Here is a 19,595-nt window from a genome sequence, read left to right as displayed (position 1 = left end):
TAGAATCCAGATGAATGAATAGTTAACAACGGAAAACACAATCTTCTATTTGACGACAGGCCATTTTTGTTTTCGCAGCACGTCCATCAGCTCGCTTCCTACATGCAAATTGTCCTGAACCAACTCATGCGGAGTTAATGCCATCCACTGATTCAACGACACATCAGCGAAGCGGTCACTCTTGAACATCTCTAGAAACCAAAGGCTTTCGTCACCGGTGTTTTCAATATAGTGTCCGAAAGCAAACGGTACGTATCCTACATCACCAGCACGGTAATTGAATGTGCGAGCATTACCATTACTTCCCATCACAGTCATACGACCCATACCTGTGAGGTAATATTGCCACTCATCGTTATTCGGGTGCCAATGCATTTCCCTCATTCCGCCGGGTTTAATTTCAACCAGTGCTGCTGCGATATTAGTTGAAATAGGGAAGTTAGAAGAATCAACTATTCGTACAGTTCCACCTGGGGTTACTATCGGCTTTTGTGAAAGTAGTTTATATGTAAAGCTCTCTGGCACAGTACCGTAAGGATCCGGTACTTTCTGGGTTTCCAGGGGTCCGGGTACCTGTTCTTGGAAAATATATCGTTGATGTGTTGGGATATGGGCAAAGGCGTTTTCCAATACACCAAAATTCTTCGCCAATACATCTTTTGGTGTGCGCGCGAACCAATCTGAGATAGATAGGGTGTTAAGATCCGAGAAATTGCCATCATCGAAAACAAGAAGAAACTCACAGCCTTCCTCTAGTCCTTGAATTGAATGTGGAATTCCCGGGGGGAAATACCATAAATCACCTGCCTCGACATCTGCTATAAAGTTCTGCCCATTCTGATCAACCACGGTAATACGTGCCCGACCTAAAATCATATAAGCCCACTCTACTTGTTGATGCCAGTGTAACTCTCGCACACCACCTGGTGTCAGACGCATATTAACGCCTGCAAGAGTTGTCGCAATTGGTAGTTCTCTTATTGTCACTTCCCGAGACCAGCCGCCATGATTTAATTGCATATGTGTGTCGGAGAAAGAGAACTTTAAGTTAGGGATCAATCCCGCATCAGTGGCTGGCGGAACTAGCATATCAGGATTTTCAATATCCCGCATGACGTCCCGGGGGCCAAGATCGGTCGCACCAGCACCATCATCTCTTATAGGCTGCGGTATATTCCTATGCCCAGTTTTCTTCGTAGGTCGTGATTCCATAAAACATGCTCCTCTCTCCTTACAATCTGGTACTGTACTACCTTGATTATTGTTTTATGTACCATAATGTATATATGATTGCTTGTACCAATATATGATATAAGCATGTTTGGTATGCCAATATACAAAATATAGGGAGAAGCGAGGAAATGACGATATTTAACTTATTCATGCAAGGTTTACATAACGCATCATTATCAATAGTCAACGATGTATAAAATTTTCGTTATGGGGGGAATTAAAAATCTTAGGTTGATGGGCATGGGGTAGCACCAACAAAAATACGAATTTTACAGCCTGAGAATAATTTAAAAAATATGTGTGTTAAGAAAGTGACTATTATAATTATTTTCTTTAATTGATGATTTTCATCATAGTGGCAGTAAAAGTGATGTGTAATAGAAGAGATACAATTAAGTTTTTTAATAGAAGAAAAATAAAAAAGTGCTAACAAGTTTGCAAACGAACTTGCTAACACTTATACAGAATAGACATAAATTATCGCTGATATGTCTTCTTTAAAACAGCTTTAATTAACGAAATCACACTTATACGAATTACTTATAAAAATATTCGCGATATGACGGATATAGATGCAAGAGAGTTTAAAGAGTTTGATGATGAACTGGATGTAGATATAATAAAGATAGAAAAGAAAGATTCAATTATTCTACTGTAAATAATAACAGACAAATCCTGCTCCTTATATCGATCAGGATTTGTCATTTTTTCATGTAAATAAGGATATCATTTGTCATGTATCTGCTATTTTACGTATTTACTTTATTTGCATACAGGATTAAGATGTTTTTTAGTAATAAAAACATTTTATTTGGAAAAGTAATATGAATTGATTCAAAAGAAATTTGAAAGGAATGAGGAATTGTGAAGAAGTTGGATGTGCTATTAATGCTATTGAGCGGCCTCTTTCCAGTTGCAGGAATTATGAAGCAAATCCCACTAGAACAATCTTTATATATTGGAGGCCTTTTATTTTTTACTAGTTTTGGTAGCTATTTTGCGAAAAAAATATATTCACGTATATGTAGCTGGATAGCTTATGCGCCATTTATAACATTACTGTTAGTAATTTGGCATCAAGATATTTCAACAAGTTCAATAATAGGGAATGCGAAAATCGCCGCTTGTGTCGCTTTAATTCCATGTTTATTCCGTTTTCGTACATATGGACTTACTTTCGGTTTATTCTCATTATGGGCCGCTTTACTTTGGGATATTAAAGAAGTACAGTCGTTAGTCATACTTGAACGTATGTCGAGTTTAATGATAAGTAATTTCAAATACCTTATGCTTTTAGTTGGCGGGCTTATATTAGGCGGGTTAATTGCCATGTTATTACACCGTAAAGAGGAAGATAATAAAGAAAATATAAATCTATTTCAACAAAAAAAGAAACGCAAAAAGCTATCATTTAAGATTCCACTTCCAAAATTACCGAAATTAAAGATGAAATTATATAAGTTTGGTGGAAAAGGATCAAAACGAAAAACACCAGAAAAAATACGTGAGCATAATTACGAAGAACCAGCTCCAGCTGCAACATATGAAATAAGAGAGCAAATAGATCAATATCAAGAAGGTACTGCTAAAGGACAAACGAGGATGGAACGTCGTAGAAATAGGTATAATGCGTAGTAAAGTGAAAAGCCCCTTAATGATTAATCAATTTTACGAAAAATCATTAAGGGGTTTTTATGTTATTAAATATAGATTGCTAAGGTGGAATTTATAGCATACTCTGAAGTTGAAGACTTAAATAAAATAATAGGAGGACAAAATGCTTATTATTACATATATTTCTGTCTGTATATTATTTTTAGTTAGCTTTTTACATGTTTACTGGGCTTTCGGAGGTAAGTGGGCGACAAATAGTGTCATTCCAACAAAAGCTGGAGAAAAGGCGTTTATACCAAGTGTAGGAATGACATTGTTTATTGCTTTATTATTAAGTACGGCCGCAATAATTTTATTACAACAAACAAATCTTGTTCATTTCGCATTTCATAATATTATTGTTCGAATGGGATCTTGGGTTTGTATGATTGTGTTTTTCATAAGAGTAATTGGTGAGTTTCGTTATTTTGGTATTTTTAAACGCGAAAAAGATACACATTTTGCTAAAATGGATACTGTTTTATTTATACCACTTTGTGCATTTCTATCTTTATCATTTTTACTCGCAATTATAATGTGAACATAAAATAGTAACTGCTTTTTCTAAAATAAATAAACGTGAATTAGCAAGGAGTAAAAGTGAGAAATCTAGTAGTAAATAAAAAGGATGTAAGCGTCTTCTTGTCGAAATATAGATTATTATGAAAGGCGGTGACACTATGAAGTATGTTAAAGTCTGTATGAATGGCGGAAGTGAATATAAATTCTCGATGACTTTAGATCGGTTTGAAGAACTTATTACTACAGAGAATGGACTATTAGAAAATAAATTAGTTAGTATTGAAAATGTAATGATTAATCCTACTAATATATCTTCTGTAGTTGAAAAAATTGGTGTACCGGCTAAGTTTATGGAAGCTTAAAAATCGGTACATAAAAAACATCCATAGGGATGTTTTTTATGTGTAAATATAATAATTATGCAATTAATAAATGAGCAGAATTTTTAGCAATACGTATACATTTGATGTTTAATAGATGCACAATAAAATAAGTACAAGCATATATTATATTGTAGGACAAGACCTTCGTGTCCTACTTAATACTCAGAAAAAACCTCTATCACATGAGAGCATCCGATTGCAGGGTGCTCTTTTTTTATCCTGCTCTTTAACTTTCAATTTTAAACATATCTTTGATGCTCATAAATATTAAAAATAAAATAATAGCAAAAATTAAGTTAGATAAATAGAAATCTTGATGAAATAGTAATTCAAAGATGACATCGAAAACATATAATAAGGCGATAGTAGGTAATATACAAATAAATATAAATCTCCAATTTTTCAAATAATGTTTATAAGTAGTAATCGCTTTCTCCATACATATAGCTCCTATATTTTTTATTTTCTATATAATTATACATTTAAATAAAAGGATTTACAAAAGAATATTTAGTAATTAAGAATTGTAGGAGAGATTTTGTTGAAAATGTGGATAGCTGTAGCAATCTGAATAATAAATGCTTTTACTTAAAAAAACTTTAAAAGAATGATACACTATAATATACGTTATTTATGAAATGAATAGAGGGATTTGTATGATAGATAATATCAAAAATATTGTAGAGGATATGTACGAAGATGAAGCAAAACATTTACTTCAAAGTATTCTTATTCAGTTGAATTTATTAGAAGAAAACTATAGTGAAGATGCAATTAAAAATTTGATGGATATTCCTAAGCAACTAACGAGTAATACATCATATATAAGAAATGTAAAAGAAAGCACACACGTACATATTGGGTTTGATGATTCAACAGCTGGATGTTTAAAATATATGCTTAGTCAAGAAGAACAATTGGAAGAGAGGATTGTCGCTTTTTCTGAATTCTTTTCAATTGGGCCGATAAACAAGCTACATATGAATGAGGGACAACTTGCAAGACAGAAATGGTTAGTAAACAATTTAACTGCTTATGATAATTATTTTGAAGAAGAGTATTTACCAAGGTTTTTAGAAACTATGGAAGAACTACACACTATTCCTATTGAAACACCTATTACAATTTGGAAAGCTAATAACGCACATGAACATGTAGGCTTATGTTTTGTAATGGCGCAATTAAAAGATAAGAAAAACATTCGCGTTATTAATACGTCTGAAGCAAGTAAAGAAATATTAAAAAAAGAGTATGCTATTCGTGGAACTGGAGAGTTAGCACCTGAAAGTTTAGCTCTAATTCAAAAAAGTTTTGTAGAATTTCCATATTTAACTGTAGAGAAACGTATGCAGTTTGAACATGAGTGGGATAGTCTATCGAAAAGTACGGAATTTTTAAGAGTTTGGACAGACAATGAAGTGCGTTCTGTACAAGAAGATTATTTTGATCAATTTATTATTGAATGTGCGAAAAGTATAGGTGCTGATCGAGAATTCCTAAAAGCTCCAAGAGTAATTGGTGAAGCGCTTGGTCTTGTAGAGCAGTTAGTTGGCGATACGTTTTTAGAATATCGCTTAAAGGAATTAATTAAACAAGACGTATTTGAATTTGAAGGTTCACTAAAAGAAATGCGTTTTTATAGTGTAAAGTTAAGGAAATAATAAATACATTTTATTTTTAAAAACCTCGTATTTAAATAATACGAGGTTTTTAAATTGAATTTGGGCTATAACATAAGCTTCCTATAGAGCGCATATTACATATGAATGTTAAAGGTACTGAATGAAAAGTAGGTGATTTGTTAATATGTATAACCAGCAAAATTATCCATATGATCAAGGGATGTATTATAATCCACAAAACTACGGGTATGAATCTGTAAATGAAGTGAGAGATATGGAACAAGAAGATTATAGACCAGATGATGCGGAAGATGCTCCAACGTCACCACCACCGTCACAAGCGCCGTCGTTACCGTCTACATTTGCTTCTCCAGCTCAAGCAGGGAATATGAAATCATGGATGTGTAACTGTCTAGGAAGATGGGGATATTTACGTTTGCATCGTCCTGGACCTTTCGGAAGAGACTTATGGTTCTTCCCGACTGAAGTGAGGAGAAATGGGGTTTCAGGTTACACTTGGCAAGGTGGTCGCCGTCGTAAAGTAAGTTATCGCTATCAACAAATTAGTAATTTCATGTGTTTTGCGTAAAGAAGAGTGAGAGAGTAGAAGGATTTTACTCTCTCACTTTTTATTTTTCAATATACGAAGTAAGGTTTTGAATGAAAATTTACAATTTTTGCGTTTTTATTAGAGTATAATGCATATGTTGGTTGGTTTTCAAAAACAAATGAGAGTGAGGGAATACAATGTCAATGAAAAACAAAGTTGGGCTAAGAATAGAGGATGGTATTAATTTAGCTTCAGCTCAGTTTAAAGAAGATGCGTATGAAATTTATAAAGAATCTAGAAAAGTGCAACCTATCTTATTTGTGAATAAAACTGAATTAGGTGCAGAGTGGCTTATTACAAGATATGAAGATGCTTTGCCACTATTAAAAGATAATCGCTTAAAAAAAGATCCGGCCAATGTATTTTCTCAAGATACATTGAATGTCTTTCTTACTGTTGATAATAGTGATTATTTAACGACGCACATGCTAAATTCAGATCCACCTAACCACAATCGTTTACGATCACTCGTACAAAAAGCTTTTACACCGAAGATGATCACACAATTGGGAGGAAGAATACAGGATATTGCAGATGATTTGTTAAATGAAGTCGAGCGAAAAAGTTCATTAAATCTTGTTGATGATTACTCGTTTCCTTTACCGATTATTGTAATAAGTGAAATGCTCGGCATTCCAAAAGAAGATCAAGCGAAATTTAGAATTTGGTCTCATGCTGTCATTGCTTACCCAGAAACGCCAGAAGAAATAAAAGAAACCGAAAAGCAACTATCTGAGTTTATTACATATCTCCAATATTTAGTTGATAATAAACGAAAAGAGCCAAAAGAAGACTTGGTGAGTGCATTAATACTTGTGGAAAGTGAAGGGCATAAACTTAGCGCCCGAGAACTATATTCAATGATAATGTTACTAATTGTGGCGGGTCATGAGACAACGGTAAATTTAATAACAAATACGGTATTAGCACTTCTCGAAAATCCGGATCAATTACAGTTATTAAAAGAAGATCCAAAATTAATTGATGCAGCTATTGAGGAAGGATTACGATATTATTCTCCAGTTGAGGTTACAACTTCAAGATGGGCAGATGAACCTTTTCAAATTCACGACCGAACAATCGAAAGAGGAGATATGGTTGTCATTGCATTAGCTTCTGCAAACCGTGATGAAACTGTATTTGAAAATCCGGAAGTATTCGATATTACTCGGGAGAATAATCGTCATATTGCATTTGGCCATGGTAGCCATTTCTGCTTAGGTGCTCCACTTGCTAAGTTAGAAGCCAAGATTGCTATTACTACTTTATTTAATCGAATGCCTGAACTAAAAATAAAAGGTAACCGTGAAGAAATGAAATGGCAGGGTAATTATTTAATGCGTTCTTTAGAGGAATTACCATTAACATTCTAGAATATTTATTGTAGACATGCATACATAGAAAATGATTTACATAGAGTATGTATGTGTTATTTAAATTCGAAACGGAAGGGTGAAAACATCCCAATGATCAACTAATTCTATTTGTAAGAGATCTTCGTTAAAAAAACGAAATATTCTTCTGAATAGGATTAGTCTGTGCATTTATAGAAAAGGGATGTATTTCGCTCTGCGAATATATAGTCTTTTTATATGATTTGTGCTGCCTCCTGTTCAGAACATGAAATAGGAGGCTTTTTTATGTCGACAAATGTAGTAACGAAACAAAACAATGGGGTATCACAAGTATTAAAAAATCGGTTTGTGCAAGGAATTCTTGCATCAGCATTGTTTTTACAAATTGGAATATGGGTTCGGAACTTTGCGGTATTACTATATGTAATGGAAATGACGAAAGGTGATGCTTTTGCTATTTCAATGATTTCGGTTGCTGAGTTTGCTCCAATTTTCATCTTTTCCTTTATAGGTGGAACCTTTGCTGATAGGTGGAAGCCAAAGAAGACAATGATATGGTGTGAAACGTTAAGTTCCATTTCAGTATTCGCTGTATTAATTACACTTATGTTTGGAACATGGAAAATCGTGTTTTTTGTCACGCTTATTTCTGCAATCCTTTCGCAGTTTTCTCAACCATCAGGTATGAAATTGTTTAAACAGCATTTATCAACGGAACAAATCCAATTAGCGATGTCTATATATCAAACAATATTTGCGATTTTTATGGTGTTAGGACCGATTCTTGGAACATTTATCTTTCATAGTTTTGGAATTTATATTTCAATTATCATAACAGGTATCGCTTTTTTACTGGCAGCAGCTGTGTTGTTATTTCTTCCGAAAGATCTTGAGAATAAAAATGAGAAAAAAGAAATCACGTTGTTACAGGAAATGCTAGACGGTATTAAATACGTAAAAAAGAAAAAAGCATTAACTTTGCTTGGGCTTTGTTTTATGGCAGCAGGACTAGGTATAGGATTGATTCAGCCATTAGGTATATTTATTGTGACTGAGCAGTTAGGGTTATCAAAAGAGAGTTTGCAATGGTTACTAACAGTAAATGGCGCGGGTATGATTGTTGGCGGCGCTTTAGCGATGGTATTTGCGAAAAATGTTGCTCCGCAAAAGATGTTAATTGTAGGGATGCTCGGTCAGGCAATCGGCATTGGTATTATTGGTTATTCGACGAATTTATGGGTGACACTTACAGCACAACTTTTTAGTGGGTTAGCTCTTCCATGTATCCAAATAGGTATTAATACGCTCATTATTCAAAACAGCGATACAGATTTTATTGGTCGTGTAAATGGCATTTTAAGTCCACTATTCACCGGTTCAATGGTAGTAACAATGAGTATTGCTGGTTCATTAAAAGAGGTGTTCTCATTAAGTACGATGTATGAGGGCACAGCTTTACTATTTATAATTGGATTATTATTTATTTTACCTATATACAATTTAAAGCCAGTAATAGCGGTAGAAAATGAAATAAATGGTAAAGGAAGTGCTGTACAACATGAATCCTAATCCAAATGTAAAATACCCAATTGAAGGAAATCAAAACGTTCATTTTATAAAAAATACAATAACGAAAGCTAATATACTTGTTGGTGACTATTCTTATTATGATGCGAAAGATGGAGAAACATTTGAAGATCGAGTATTACATCATTATGAATTTCTTGGAGATCATCTTACTATTGGAAAGTTTTGTTGTATTGCAAATGGAGTTACCTTTATTATGAACGGAGCGAATCATCGGATGGATGGATTTTCGGCATATCCATTTAATATATTTGGAAATGGGTGGGAGAAGTATACACCTAATTTGTCTGATTTACCTTACAAAGGTGATACAGTTATAGGAAATGACGTATGGATTGGTATGGATACAACGATTATGCCTGGAATAAAAATAGGGGATGGTGCAATCATTGCAGCTAAATCTGTTGTGACTAGAGACGTCGCACCATATACAATTGTTGGCGGAAACCCTGCAAATAAAATAAAGAAAAGATTTACAAATGCAATAATAGAAGAATTATTGCAAATTCAATGGTGGCATTTTGACATTGAAAAAATAACAGAAAATATAGATGCTATTGTACAAGGAAACATTGAACCATTAAGAAAACTAAAAAGGGAATAAAAAATGCATGACAAAGAGTATCATACCTCCGAATTTTGTTAATGATATTAGAACAAGGAGGTGTGATACTATGGCACAAGACGTTTTATGTGAAGTAAACAACTGTAAATTTTGGGCTAACGGCAATAAATGTAGTGCAGATGCAATTTATGTAGTAAGTCATAAAGGGAAACATGCATCAACTACGGAAGAAACAGATTGCAAAACTTTCGATCCAGAAGTATAAATTTTTTGAAGGGTAGCCAAATCGTGGTTGCCCTTTTATTAATTATAGTATTGATAATAAATCTCATTTTCATTCATTATTTTTAACTTTTCTTGTTAATTTTTATATTTTCTTCATAAGTGATGTAATCCAGAGTAATTCGTGTTCTATACGTGATTTACTAAATTCAATAACTTCTGTAATAAAAGATGAGCTAACATCTAAAGATTGAATAGCAGTAAGCTGTTTATTTAGTACGTCTTGGCGTATTGTTAAAATTTCTTTTCTACCTTCGTAATTAAGTTTTTCAAATAGAGCGATACGTACAAGGAACTCAGCGTTATTTGTCGCAATTTTTTCAGGAAACTCTCTTAACATCTCTGAAAAAATTTCTTCACCTGTTTCAGTTATATCGTACATATTTCGGTTTGGCTTTCCGACTTGTTTATGTATTTTTTTCGTTATAGCACCCATATTTTCGAAGCGCCGAAGAGCGGGATAAAGTGTGTTATGATTTAATTCGAAATTCTCACCTAACCGGTTTTGAACATTTTTCTTTATTTCATATCCATGTTTTGGTCCAGTTGTTAATTCTGCTAATAGTAAAATGTCAACGTACATAAAAATCCCCCTTATATATTTCTCAAGTTCTCCAATAAAAAATCTCCTTTAGTATATGTTAAAATAACATATGTTAGATTATACAACTTTGAACTACCGACCTATCACTTTTATTGTAAAAGAAAAGGGAGGAAAGAACTATGGCTTCGCCGGAAAATGTGATTTTAGTTCATGAAATTTCAAAGCTGAAAACAAAAGAAGAATTGTGGAATCCGTATGAGTGGTATCAATTTATGAGGGATAATCACCCTGTACATTACGATGAAGAGCAAGATGTATGGAATGTTTTTTTATACGATGATGTAAATCGAGTTTTATCGGATTATCGCTTATTTTCAAGTAGAAGGGAGCGAAGACAATTCGCAATCCCTCCTTTAGAAACTAGGATAAATATAAACTCTACGGATCCACCAGAACATCGCAATGTACGTTCTATCGTTTCTAAAGCATTTACTCCAAGAAGTTTAGAACAATGGAAACCCCGAATACAGGCAATCGCAAATGAACTTATAGAACATATCGAAAAATATAGTGAGGTTAATATTGTTGAAGAGTTTGCTGCACCTTTACCTGTTACCGTCATATCCGATTTATTAGGAGTGCCAACAACGGACCGTAAAAAAATTAAAGCATGGTCTGATATTTTATTTATGCCGTATAGTAAAGAAAAGTTTAGTGATCTGGATGCGGAAAAGGGTATAGCACTAAATGAATTTAAAGCATATCTTCTACCGATTGTTCAGGGAAAGAGGTACCATTTAACCGATGATATTATTTCGGATTTAATACGAGCTGAATATGAAGGCGAAAGATTAACAGATGAAGAAATTGTTACTTTTTCTTTAGGTTTATTAGCGGCAGGCAATGAAACAACTACTAATTTAATTATTAATAGCTTGTATTGCTTTTTAGTGGATTCACCTGGAACATATAAAGAATTAAGAGAAGAACCTAAATTAATTTCAAAGGCAATTGAGGAAGTATTGCGCTATCGATTTCCCGTTACATTAGCTAGGAGGATTACAGAGGATACAAATTTATTTGGGCCTTTTATGAAAAAGGATCAAATGATTGTTGCGTGGGTAAGTGCAGCAAATTTAGATGAGAAAAAGTTTTCACAAGCCTCTAAATTTAATATACACCGAATAGGAAATGAAAAGCATTTAACATTTGGTAAAGGTGCTCACTTTTGCTTAGGAGCACCACTTGCACGTTTAGAAGCTGAGATTGCATTAAGAACTTTCATAAATGCTTTTGAAAAAATAGAGTTATCTCCATTGTTCAATTTAGAAAAATGTCTATTGGAAAATGAACAAACGTTAAATTATTTACCTATTCTTTTGAATAATAGGTAAATTGATCAGCAAGGTACAAATTTACTGTACCTTGTTTTTTTATTTCTCAATTGTAAATTTTTAGTTGATTATTTAGTATGGAGATGTGTGAAAAAGAATGGAGGAGGACGCTTATGTTAACGTGTAATGGAAGTAAAACGTTTCAAACGTTCATTAAAGCTGTAACGGATTTAATGGATAGTAATTTATTAGAAGATCAAATTGTTTGTGCGATTGAAAAATTACTAGAAGAACTTTTAGAAAAGAAAACATGGCTTCCGTTAGAAAAACAGAAGGCGAATTCGGCTCAATACGCACGACATTTGTTATATGAAGATCCTTTTAATCGTTTTGAAGTATTAGCTCTTGTATGGAAAGATGGACAATCTACACCTTTACATGATCATGATGGTACATGGGGAGTAGAAGGCGTTTTTACAGGGAGGATAATGGTGCAAAACTTTATACAAACGAAGCAGTTTGAAAATTCACTTGTTTATTTAACACATACAGGAAATCTTTATTTGGGAGAAGGAGAAACAGATAAAGTCATTCCACCAGCTGATTGTCATATTCTTGAAATAGCTAAAAATGAAAGCGTTATCACTATTCATATTTACGGTAAACGTTTAGAAAAGTTTAAAGTATATGTCCCAACTGAAGAAAAGAATGTGTACATGTGTGAGACGAAATATATTAGTTATAGTTCATAGTATAAAATCAAAAACTTTTCTTTAAAAAGAAAAGTTTTTGATTTTATTATTAATTATTTCTTGACCTGAAACGCTTTTCATAAATTATAAATAAGGGGTACTTCACGAGATCAGTATGAAAACGATACCTTGTGTTTATAATGAACTCGTGTATTTATAGAAAGTGGTGAAGAAATAATGAAATTAATCGCAATTGATTTAGATGGAACTCTTCTTTCAGGGAATAAAATGATTAGTAACGAGAATGCAGAAGCAATTCGAAAATGTCAGGAAGCGGGTCATGTTGTAGCAATTTGTACAGGACGTTCTATCGTCGACATTGAAAGATTGTTGTTAGAAGTTAATTTAGAGTGTCCAATTATTGCGGAAAACGGTGCGCTTATATATAAAGATAAAAAAATGATGAAGAGATATCCAATTCAAAATATGCAAGCACTTGAGATTGTAGAATATCTTGAAGAGAATGGCTTATATTATCAGCTTTATACTGATAAAGGTGTGTATGTACCGGATTATGGAGTAGAGAGTGTACGTAATGAAATTGAGTATGTGAAGAATTCAAAAGAAAATTTCGACTTGAAAGAATTAGAAACGATCGCAGCTTTATACCTTGAGCATACAGCGTTTCATAGTGCAGAAAGTTGTAAACCGATTGTAGAAACTGATATACATGTGCATAAGCTTTTACCATTTTCTTATAACATAGAAAAATTACAAAAGTTAAAAGCAACGTTTCTGCATAATACTGATTTAGCAATTACATCTTCATATTGGCATAATTTAGAAATTAATCATCGAGATGCTCAAAAAGGAAATGGATTATATACTTTAGCAGAACATCTAAATATTCCAGTTGAAAATACTGTAGCGATAGGTGATGGGCTAAACGATGTATCCATGATGGAAAAAGCAAACATATCAATTGCAATGGGGAACGCAGTCGAAGAAATAAAAGCAATGTGTAAATACGAAACTTTATCAAATGAAGAACACGGTGTTGCACATGCTTTATATAATTATGTAATGTAATATAAAAAGAAAAAAAGAATCCAAATGGATTCTTTTTTTCTTTTTATTAGGGGTAAGGTATTCTATGAGATTCATAGAAGCCTTATTACTTTTTATTATATAGAATATATTGGAATAAATGTTTATATTTTTCATACTAATTGTGAAAATTTTATGAACTTTATATTTTTGTATTTTTATACTACTAAAATCGATGTGTATGACTCTGATATTAAAATCCGGTTTCTGCATGAGTACCCGTTTTAGGTTGGTCGTACATTCAGAATTAATATGTGATGAACAAAATACGTACTGATTAAGGATTCATTTTATACGCAAATTCTTCTCTATTTTAATTGAAAAATAAAATTTATTCGAATAATTATTCTGCAGCTATATACCTAAAGGCACATTCTACGTATAATGGAGAAGTATAAAATTTGAATTTGTATTAATTTTACATATTGAGGTGAAAAAGGAATGAATGCGCGGCTAATGGAACTTATTGATGTGAGTACAATAGAAACCATGGCAGAACAGTTTTATAAATTAACCAACATATCACATCAACTTCTTGATGCTGAAAAAGAATGTATATTTTCTTTTGGAATAAATGAAATGAAAATATGTAAACTTCCCAAAATTGAAATCCCCATTTTTTTATACAATCAACATTTAGGATCTTTTGTAGTATGGTCAAACAAAAGTGACATTTTCAATTGTCAAAAATACTTTGAAATGCTTTCAAATCTAATTATAGATGGAGCAACAAAGGTATTTCAAAGTAAAAATACAACGTTGCTTTCTCGAAAAGAGGAGGAACTGCATACGATTTTACAAAACATGCCTGTTATGGTTGATGCGCTTGATTATAATGGAGATTTTGTTTTGTGGAATCGGGAGTGTGAAATTGTAACAGGTTATACAGCTGAAGAAATAATAGGGAATCCAAATGCCCTACAATTACTGTACCCAGATCATAATTATCGTCACCAAATACAAACGAAATTTTTAACTTGTGGAAAAAATTTCAGGGATTGGGAAATGCACTTAACATGTAAAAATGGTGAAATCAAAACAATCATGTGGTCCAATATATCAGAACAGTTTCCTGTAACAGGATATAGCTACTGGGCTGTCGGAGTAGATATTACACATTTAAAAGCGATAGAAGACCAGTTAAAACAACAAACGTCTGAATTGGAATTAATTTTTAAGGCTTTACCAGATTTATGTTTCTTAACAGAAGCTGATGGCACAATTATAGATTATAAAGCAGGATCCCCTTCGAAATTTTACGTACCGGCACAAGCTTTTATGGGAAAAAAGTTTTTCGAAGTATTACCATCTCCAGTAGCACAGCAGTTTCAGGAAGCAATTCATCAAGTGAAGGAAAAAGGGACGAATGTAATTGTTGAGTATCCACTTACAATTAATGGGAGTGTCGATTTCTTTGAAGCTAGATGCTTACCATTATTACATGATAAAATTATGATCATTGTACGCGATATTACAGAACGGAAAAAGACAGAAGAATTGCTAAATAAATCAGATACACTTGCAGCGATTGGTCAATTAGCAGCTGGTGTGGCTCATGAAGTAAGGAACCCATTAACTGTCATTAAAGGGTTTATACAGTTATTTCAAATTAATAAAGAAGATCAAGAAAAATATTTTGATTTAATGCTTTCTGAAATTGAAAGAATAGAAGCGATACTTCAAGAGTTTTTATCAATTGCTAAAACAGATGAGATAAATACAGAACAAAAAAATATTTATCAAATTTATAATAATGTCGTATCGTTAATGAATACAAAAGCAATTATGACGAATATTCAAGTGGAACTATATGCAGACAACAAAGACATAAGCATTGAATGCTCAGAAAATCAATTGAAACAAGTGTTTATTAATATTTTGCAAAATTCAATCGAAGCTATGCCAGATGGCGGGAAAATTACAATTCATATTAAAGAGATAAACGATGAAGGTGTCATTATTCATGTAATTGATGAAGGAATAGGGATACCTGAAGATAGAATTAAGAGATTAGGTGAGCCTTTTTATAGTACGAAAGAAAAAGGTACCGGTATCGGATTAATGTTAAGTTATAAAATCATTGAAAGTCATCAAGGAAATATAAGTATTATGAGTGAAGTTGGAGTCGGGACAACAGTAACGATTTACTTACCGAAAGCTCAGAGCGAAAAATCTCTATCAAATTATGATGATAGATTCGAATCAATACGTCCAATTATTAACTCTTAAATTACTAAATCCCCAATAACCAAAAGCTTAACTTTTGGTTATTGGGGATTTTTATATTTAATTTAGTAAACTTTACCTTTTCTTAACCTTTGTTTTAATTTCTATTAAGTTTTTATCAGTATATTAATATTTGTGCAAAGTACTGTATAGAAAATGTGCATTACTTTTAATATATAGATTCAATTATTAGTAGGAATTCGGTAAGGAGGAGATTATGACAAGGTGAAAAAGCATGAGAAAAAAAGTGGGAGAGCAATACCGACGCGGTTAAATATTTTATTTCTTTGTGTATTTTTATTATTTTCTGCAATGATTATACAGTTAGGTAAAGTGCAAATTTTCGATGGAGAGACTTATAAAAATGAAGTAGAAAAGAGAGAAAATGCAACTGTGAGCCTATCTGTCCCACGTGGAAAAATATTTGATAGAGAAGGGAATCCAGTAGTTGATAATACATCTTTGCGTACGATCACGTACACAAAGATGAAAGGTGTAAAATCAGAAGATATATTAAAAACTGCAAGACAACTTGCAGACATAATTGAAATGCCGCAAGAAGATATAGCTAAGTTAACTGAGACAGATAAGAAAGATTTTTGGATGCAATTAAATCCGAAACTGGCTGAAAATCTAGTATCGAAAAAAGAAATAGATACATTTAGAGAAAAGGATATTAGCGGCAAGAAGCTAGATAAAAAAATAGAAGAGTTAAAAAGAAAACGGGTTACAGATAAAAATCTTCAGGAATTAACAGAGAAAGATATAAAAGTGTTAGCTATTAAAAGTAAGATGACTTCTGGTTATCAAATGGCTCCTCAAATTATAAAAAAAGATGTTAGTGAAAAGGAATTTACTATAACTAGTGAAAGTTTAGCGAATCTCCCAGGTGTAGACGTATCGGTTGATTGGGAGAGAGTGTATGTAAATGATGGATTATTCCGATCTGTTCTTGGAAATGTTTCTAATTCCGATGAAGGATTACCAAGTGAACGATTAGATTACTACTTGGTACGTGATTATAGCCGAAATGATAGGGTTGGAAAAAGTTATATCGAGCAGCAATACGAAGATGTACTTCATGGTACAAAAAAAGAAGTAAGAAGCGTTGCAGATAAACAAGGTAATACAATTAGAACGGAAATCGTTTCTGAGGGAAAGAGCGGTAAGAATTTAACTTTAACAATAGATATGGAATTACAGAAGAAAGTAGAAGAAAGTATTGAAAAAATATTAAAGACATATAAAGGGTCAGAATCCATGTTGGACCGTGCTTTCGTTGTGATGATAAATCCGAAAAACGGACAAGTATTATCCATGGCCGGGAAAAGACTTGTAGAAAAAGACGGAAAAACAGAAGTTGAAGACTATGCATTAGGCACAATGACTAGTTCTTATGAGCTTGGATCAACAGTGAAAGGTGCGACAGTTTTAACTGGATTTGAAACGAAAGCTATAACACCAGGTACTTATTTTTATGATGCACCTATGAAGTTTAAAGGAACAAAGGAAAAAAAGTCTTGGAAAGAGTTTGGAAATATTGATGATTTAAGAGCGTTACAAGTCTCTTCAAACGTTTATATGTTTCATACAGCATTAAAAATTGCAGGTGTAGATTATGTGAAAAATAGTTCATTAAATATTAAACAGGAGTACTTTGATAAAATGAGGTATTATTTCAGGCAATTTGGATTAGGTGTTCCAACGGGTATTGATTTACCAAATGAAACAGCTGGACAAATTGGTAAAAAAGATAATCAACCTGGTTTCTTACTAGACTACTCAATTGGCCAGTATGACACCTATACGCCACTTCAACTTGTACAGTATATTTCAACAATCGCAAACGGTGGATATCGAATGAAGCCACAAATTGTTCAAGAGGTAAGAGAGCAAACGTCGCAAAAAGATGAGATTGGTAAAGTGGTGCATACAGTAGAACCAATCGTTTTAAATAAGATAGATATGAAAGAGGAATATATAAATCAAGTAAAAGAAGGATTTAGAAAGGTATTCCAAGAAGGTGATGGAACAGGAGTAAGGGCGTTCCAAAAAGCATCTTATAAGCCAGCAGGTAAAACAGGGACAGCACAGACAGTATACGGTGGAGAAAGTGATATTGGAAGAAATGAAAAAGGTGAGCGAAGAGAATGTTATAATTTAACGTTAGCAGGATATGCCCCGTATGATAATCCTGAAGTAGCATTCTCTGTAGTTGTGCCGTGGGTTATTAATGATAAATCTGGTATTAACTCTGATATTGGAAAAGAAGTTTTAGATGCTTATTTTGAACTGAAAAATAAGAGATTGACTGGAGAAACTATAAAAATAGATAGCTCTCAAGAAGGTTAAAACATATAAAATAGTACAGAAACTAGAGTCGACTTATTTAGAAATAGGTTCAAAATGGGTGATAAAGAGGTAAAATCATTCTATCAATTATTCACATTTTATAAAATAAATCATATATTGATAGCATAGGACAAGCTGAAAAGCTTATTCTAACCTCACAGAACACTCCTTATCACGGTTTGGCATCTACTTATGTAGATGCCTTTTTTAATTTAATCACTAACAATTATTTATCAACCTAAAGTAGCAAGCGTATTAGGACTATTAGGTGAAGATTGACGGTAATAATTACAGTATGCTTAATAAGCGAATTGAAATGTAAGGAGTGAGAAATAAGTGCTAAATATTTTAGTGGTTAATTTTCCAGCGGAGGGACATGTAAATCCTACATTAAGTTTAGTCAAAGCCTATACTGAACGAGGTGATCACGTACATTATATTACGACAGAACAATTTAAAGGCAGAATTGAAGATTTGGGAGCTACTGTATATACACATCCAGATTTATTAAAGGAGATTTCTATTGATTCTGAAACTCCAGATGGGCTGAATTCTTTCTTTCGTGTACATGTTCAAACTTCTTTATATATATTAGAAATTACGAAACAATTATGTGAAAACATACATTTTGATTTCGTAATTTATGATATATTTGGCGCTGGAGAGTTAGTAAAGGAGTATTTACAAATTCTAGGCATAGTTTCTTCTCCTATATTTTTAATTCCTCCAAATTTTTTGGAAACATTACCTTTTCATCCAAATGCAGAAATACCATACCAACCTGATAAAATTTCTGAACAGTTACTATATCAAATGGAACATGAATTTGGAGTAACACCTAAAAATAATCTTCAATTTATGCATAACAAGGGAGATATTACTCTTGTGTACACAAGTCGCTATTTTCAACCTAATAGCGATTTATTTGGAAGAAATAACATTTTTATTGGACCGAGTATTTCAAAGCGTAAAACAAATGTACAGTTTCCATTTGAATTACTTAAAGATAAGAAAGTTATTTATATTTCAATGGGGACACTGCTTGAAGGACTTGAACCATTCTTTAATACTTGCATTGATACTTTCTCGGATTTTGATGGAATAGTTGTAATGGCAATTGGTGATAGAAATGATCGTTCAAAAATTAAGAAAGCGCCAGACAATTTTATAATTGCTTCATACGTACCCCAATCAGAAATATTAAGTGAAGCAGATGTTTTCATTACACATGGTGGTATGAATAGCGTACACGATGCCATTTATTTTAATGTCCCATTTGTTATAATTCCACACGATAAAGACCAGCCAATGATAGCGCAAAGATTAACTGAACTTGAAGCCGCACATCGGTTATTGAAAGAGAATGTTAATGTGCAAACTTTAAATGAAGCGGTAACAGACGTTCTTTCAAATGAAAAATATAAACATGGTATACGAAAACTGAATGATAGTTTTTTAGAATGTGGTGGTACTAAAGAAGCAATTGCAGTGATTACATCTCTTTTAAATAAATAGTTTAGACAATATA

Annotated in this window: 18 protein-coding genes; 15 read left to right on the top strand and 3 right to left on the bottom strand. The window is 32.8% G+C overall.

Translation table 11 applies throughout. From position 1 onward, the window contains the following. Window positions 1-45: 45 nt before the first annotated feature. Window positions 46-1,212, bottom strand: a complete 1,167-nt coding sequence (locus AC1Q8N_RS03330) for an oxalate decarboxylase family bicupin (protein ID WP_098077302.1) — start codon at window positions 1,210-1,212, stop codon at window positions 46-48. 885 nt (window positions 1,213-2,097) lie between these two features. Here AC1Q8N_RS03330 and AC1Q8N_RS03325 point away from each other — a divergent pair. The 3 genes from AC1Q8N_RS03325 (at window position 2,098) to AC1Q8N_RS03315 (ending at window position 3,770) form a co-directional block, all read left to right on the top strand. Next, window positions 2,098-2,868: a DUF3959 family protein gene (locus AC1Q8N_RS03325; protein ID WP_098076737.1), complete on the top strand. Its 771-nt coding sequence runs from the start codon at window positions 2,098-2,100 to the stop codon at window positions 2,866-2,868. A 142-nt stretch (window positions 2,869-3,010) separates the two neighbouring features. Then, on the top strand, window positions 3,011-3,427 hold the full coding sequence (locus tag AC1Q8N_RS03320) for a DUF3995 domain-containing protein (protein WP_048547119.1): 417 nt from the start codon (window positions 3,011-3,013) through the stop codon (window positions 3,425-3,427). Between the two features lie 139 nt (window positions 3,428-3,566). Then, window positions 3,567-3,770, top strand: a complete 204-nt coding sequence (locus AC1Q8N_RS03315) for a hypothetical protein (protein ID WP_048547121.1) — start codon at window positions 3,567-3,569, stop codon at window positions 3,768-3,770. Window positions 3,771-4,017: 247 nt separating this feature from the next. Here the strand turns inward: AC1Q8N_RS03315 and AC1Q8N_RS03310 are convergent, their stop codons facing one another. Beyond that, complete coding sequence (locus AC1Q8N_RS03310; protein ID WP_048547123.1) at window positions 4,018-4,230, bottom strand: hypothetical protein; 213 nt, start codon at window positions 4,228-4,230, stop codon at window positions 4,018-4,020. Window positions 4,231-4,447: 217 nt separating this feature from the next. Here AC1Q8N_RS03310 and AC1Q8N_RS03305 point away from each other — a divergent pair, with 217 nt between their 5' ends. The 6 genes from AC1Q8N_RS03305 (at window position 4,448) to AC1Q8N_RS03280 (ending at window position 9,795) form a co-directional block, all read left to right on the top strand. After that, window positions 4,448-5,452 (top strand): DUF1835 domain-containing protein, encoded by a 1,005-nt coding sequence (locus tag AC1Q8N_RS03305; protein WP_493521070.1) that lies wholly within the window; start codon window positions 4,448-4,450, stop codon window positions 5,450-5,452. Between the two features lie 145 nt (window positions 5,453-5,597). Next, window positions 5,598-6,002 (top strand): hypothetical protein, encoded by a 405-nt coding sequence (locus AC1Q8N_RS03300; protein ID WP_000282702.1) that lies wholly within the window; start codon window positions 5,598-5,600, stop codon window positions 6,000-6,002. Between the two features lie 158 nt (window positions 6,003-6,160). Next, window positions 6,161-7,396 (top strand): cytochrome P450, encoded by a 1,236-nt coding sequence (cypA, locus tag AC1Q8N_RS03295; protein WP_098077310.1) that lies wholly within the window; start codon window positions 6,161-6,163, stop codon window positions 7,394-7,396. A 267-nt stretch (window positions 7,397-7,663) separates the two neighbouring features. Beyond that, window positions 7,664-8,947, top strand: coding sequence for an MFS transporter (locus AC1Q8N_RS03290; RefSeq protein ID WP_098642406.1), 1,284 nt, complete (start codon window positions 7,664-7,666; stop codon window positions 8,945-8,947). Further along, the gene (locus tag AC1Q8N_RS03285) at window positions 8,937-9,569 is read left to right on the top strand and encodes a Vat family streptogramin A O-acetyltransferase (RefSeq protein ID WP_098642407.1); all 633 of its coding nucleotides are present in this window, start codon (window positions 8,937-8,939) and stop codon (window positions 9,567-9,569) included. Before AC1Q8N_RS03290 ends, AC1Q8N_RS03285 begins: the two co-directional genes overlap by 11 nt. Before the next feature lie 70 nt (window positions 9,570-9,639). Further along, the gene (locus AC1Q8N_RS03280; RefSeq protein WP_000046089.1) at window positions 9,640-9,795 is read left to right on the top strand and encodes a DUF1540 domain-containing protein; all 156 of its coding nucleotides are present in this window, start codon (window positions 9,640-9,642) and stop codon (window positions 9,793-9,795) included. Between the two features lie 102 nt (window positions 9,796-9,897). On the opposite strand, the gene AC1Q8N_RS03275 is transcribed toward AC1Q8N_RS03280, so the two are convergent. Further along, on the bottom strand, window positions 9,898-10,395 hold the full coding sequence (locus AC1Q8N_RS03275; protein WP_098077319.1) for a PadR family transcriptional regulator: 498 nt from the start codon (window positions 10,393-10,395) through the stop codon (window positions 9,898-9,900). A 140-nt stretch (window positions 10,396-10,535) separates the two neighbouring features. Between AC1Q8N_RS03275 and AC1Q8N_RS03270 the strand changes: the two genes are divergently transcribed. The 6 genes from AC1Q8N_RS03270 to AC1Q8N_RS03245 all read left to right on the top strand — a co-directional run bounded on the left by AC1Q8N_RS03270 (window position 10,536) and on the right by AC1Q8N_RS03245 (window position 19,582). Continuing rightward, the gene (locus tag AC1Q8N_RS03270) at window positions 10,536-11,750 is read left to right on the top strand and encodes a cytochrome P450 (RefSeq protein WP_493521069.1); all 1,215 of its coding nucleotides are present in this window, start codon (window positions 10,536-10,538) and stop codon (window positions 11,748-11,750) included. A gap of 113 nt (window positions 11,751-11,863) precedes the next feature. Beyond that, window positions 11,864-12,442 carry a cysteine dioxygenase family protein gene (locus tag AC1Q8N_RS03265; protein WP_098047614.1) on the top strand — a complete coding sequence of 193 codons (579 nt, stop codon included), beginning with the start codon at window positions 11,864-11,866 and terminating at the stop codon, window positions 12,440-12,442. A gap of 177 nt (window positions 12,443-12,619) precedes the next feature. Continuing rightward, on the top strand, window positions 12,620-13,471 hold the full coding sequence (locus tag AC1Q8N_RS03260; protein WP_098077329.1) for a Cof-type HAD-IIB family hydrolase: 852 nt from the start codon (window positions 12,620-12,622) through the stop codon (window positions 13,469-13,471). Between the two features lie 459 nt (window positions 13,472-13,930). After that, window positions 13,931-15,718, top strand: a complete 1,788-nt coding sequence (locus tag AC1Q8N_RS03255) for an ATP-binding protein (protein ID WP_098067889.1) — start codon at window positions 13,931-13,933, stop codon at window positions 15,716-15,718. Window positions 15,719-15,940: 222 nt separating this feature from the next. Then, the gene (locus AC1Q8N_RS03250) at window positions 15,941-18,067 is read left to right on the top strand and encodes a peptidoglycan D,D-transpeptidase FtsI family protein (protein ID WP_098077332.1); all 2,127 of its coding nucleotides are present in this window, start codon (window positions 15,941-15,943) and stop codon (window positions 18,065-18,067) included. Between the two features lie 336 nt (window positions 18,068-18,403). Next, window positions 18,404-19,582: a macrolide family glycosyltransferase gene (locus tag AC1Q8N_RS03245; protein WP_098077335.1), complete on the top strand. Its 1,179-nt coding sequence runs from the start codon at window positions 18,404-18,406 to the stop codon at window positions 19,580-19,582. Window positions 19,583-19,595: the final 13 nt, after the last annotated feature.

This window comes from Bacillus sp. GW823-FHT06B01 (assembly GCF_058952315.1).
Note: the sequence above shows the minus strand (reverse complement) of the source record. Positions and strands in the feature narration are given on the sequence as shown.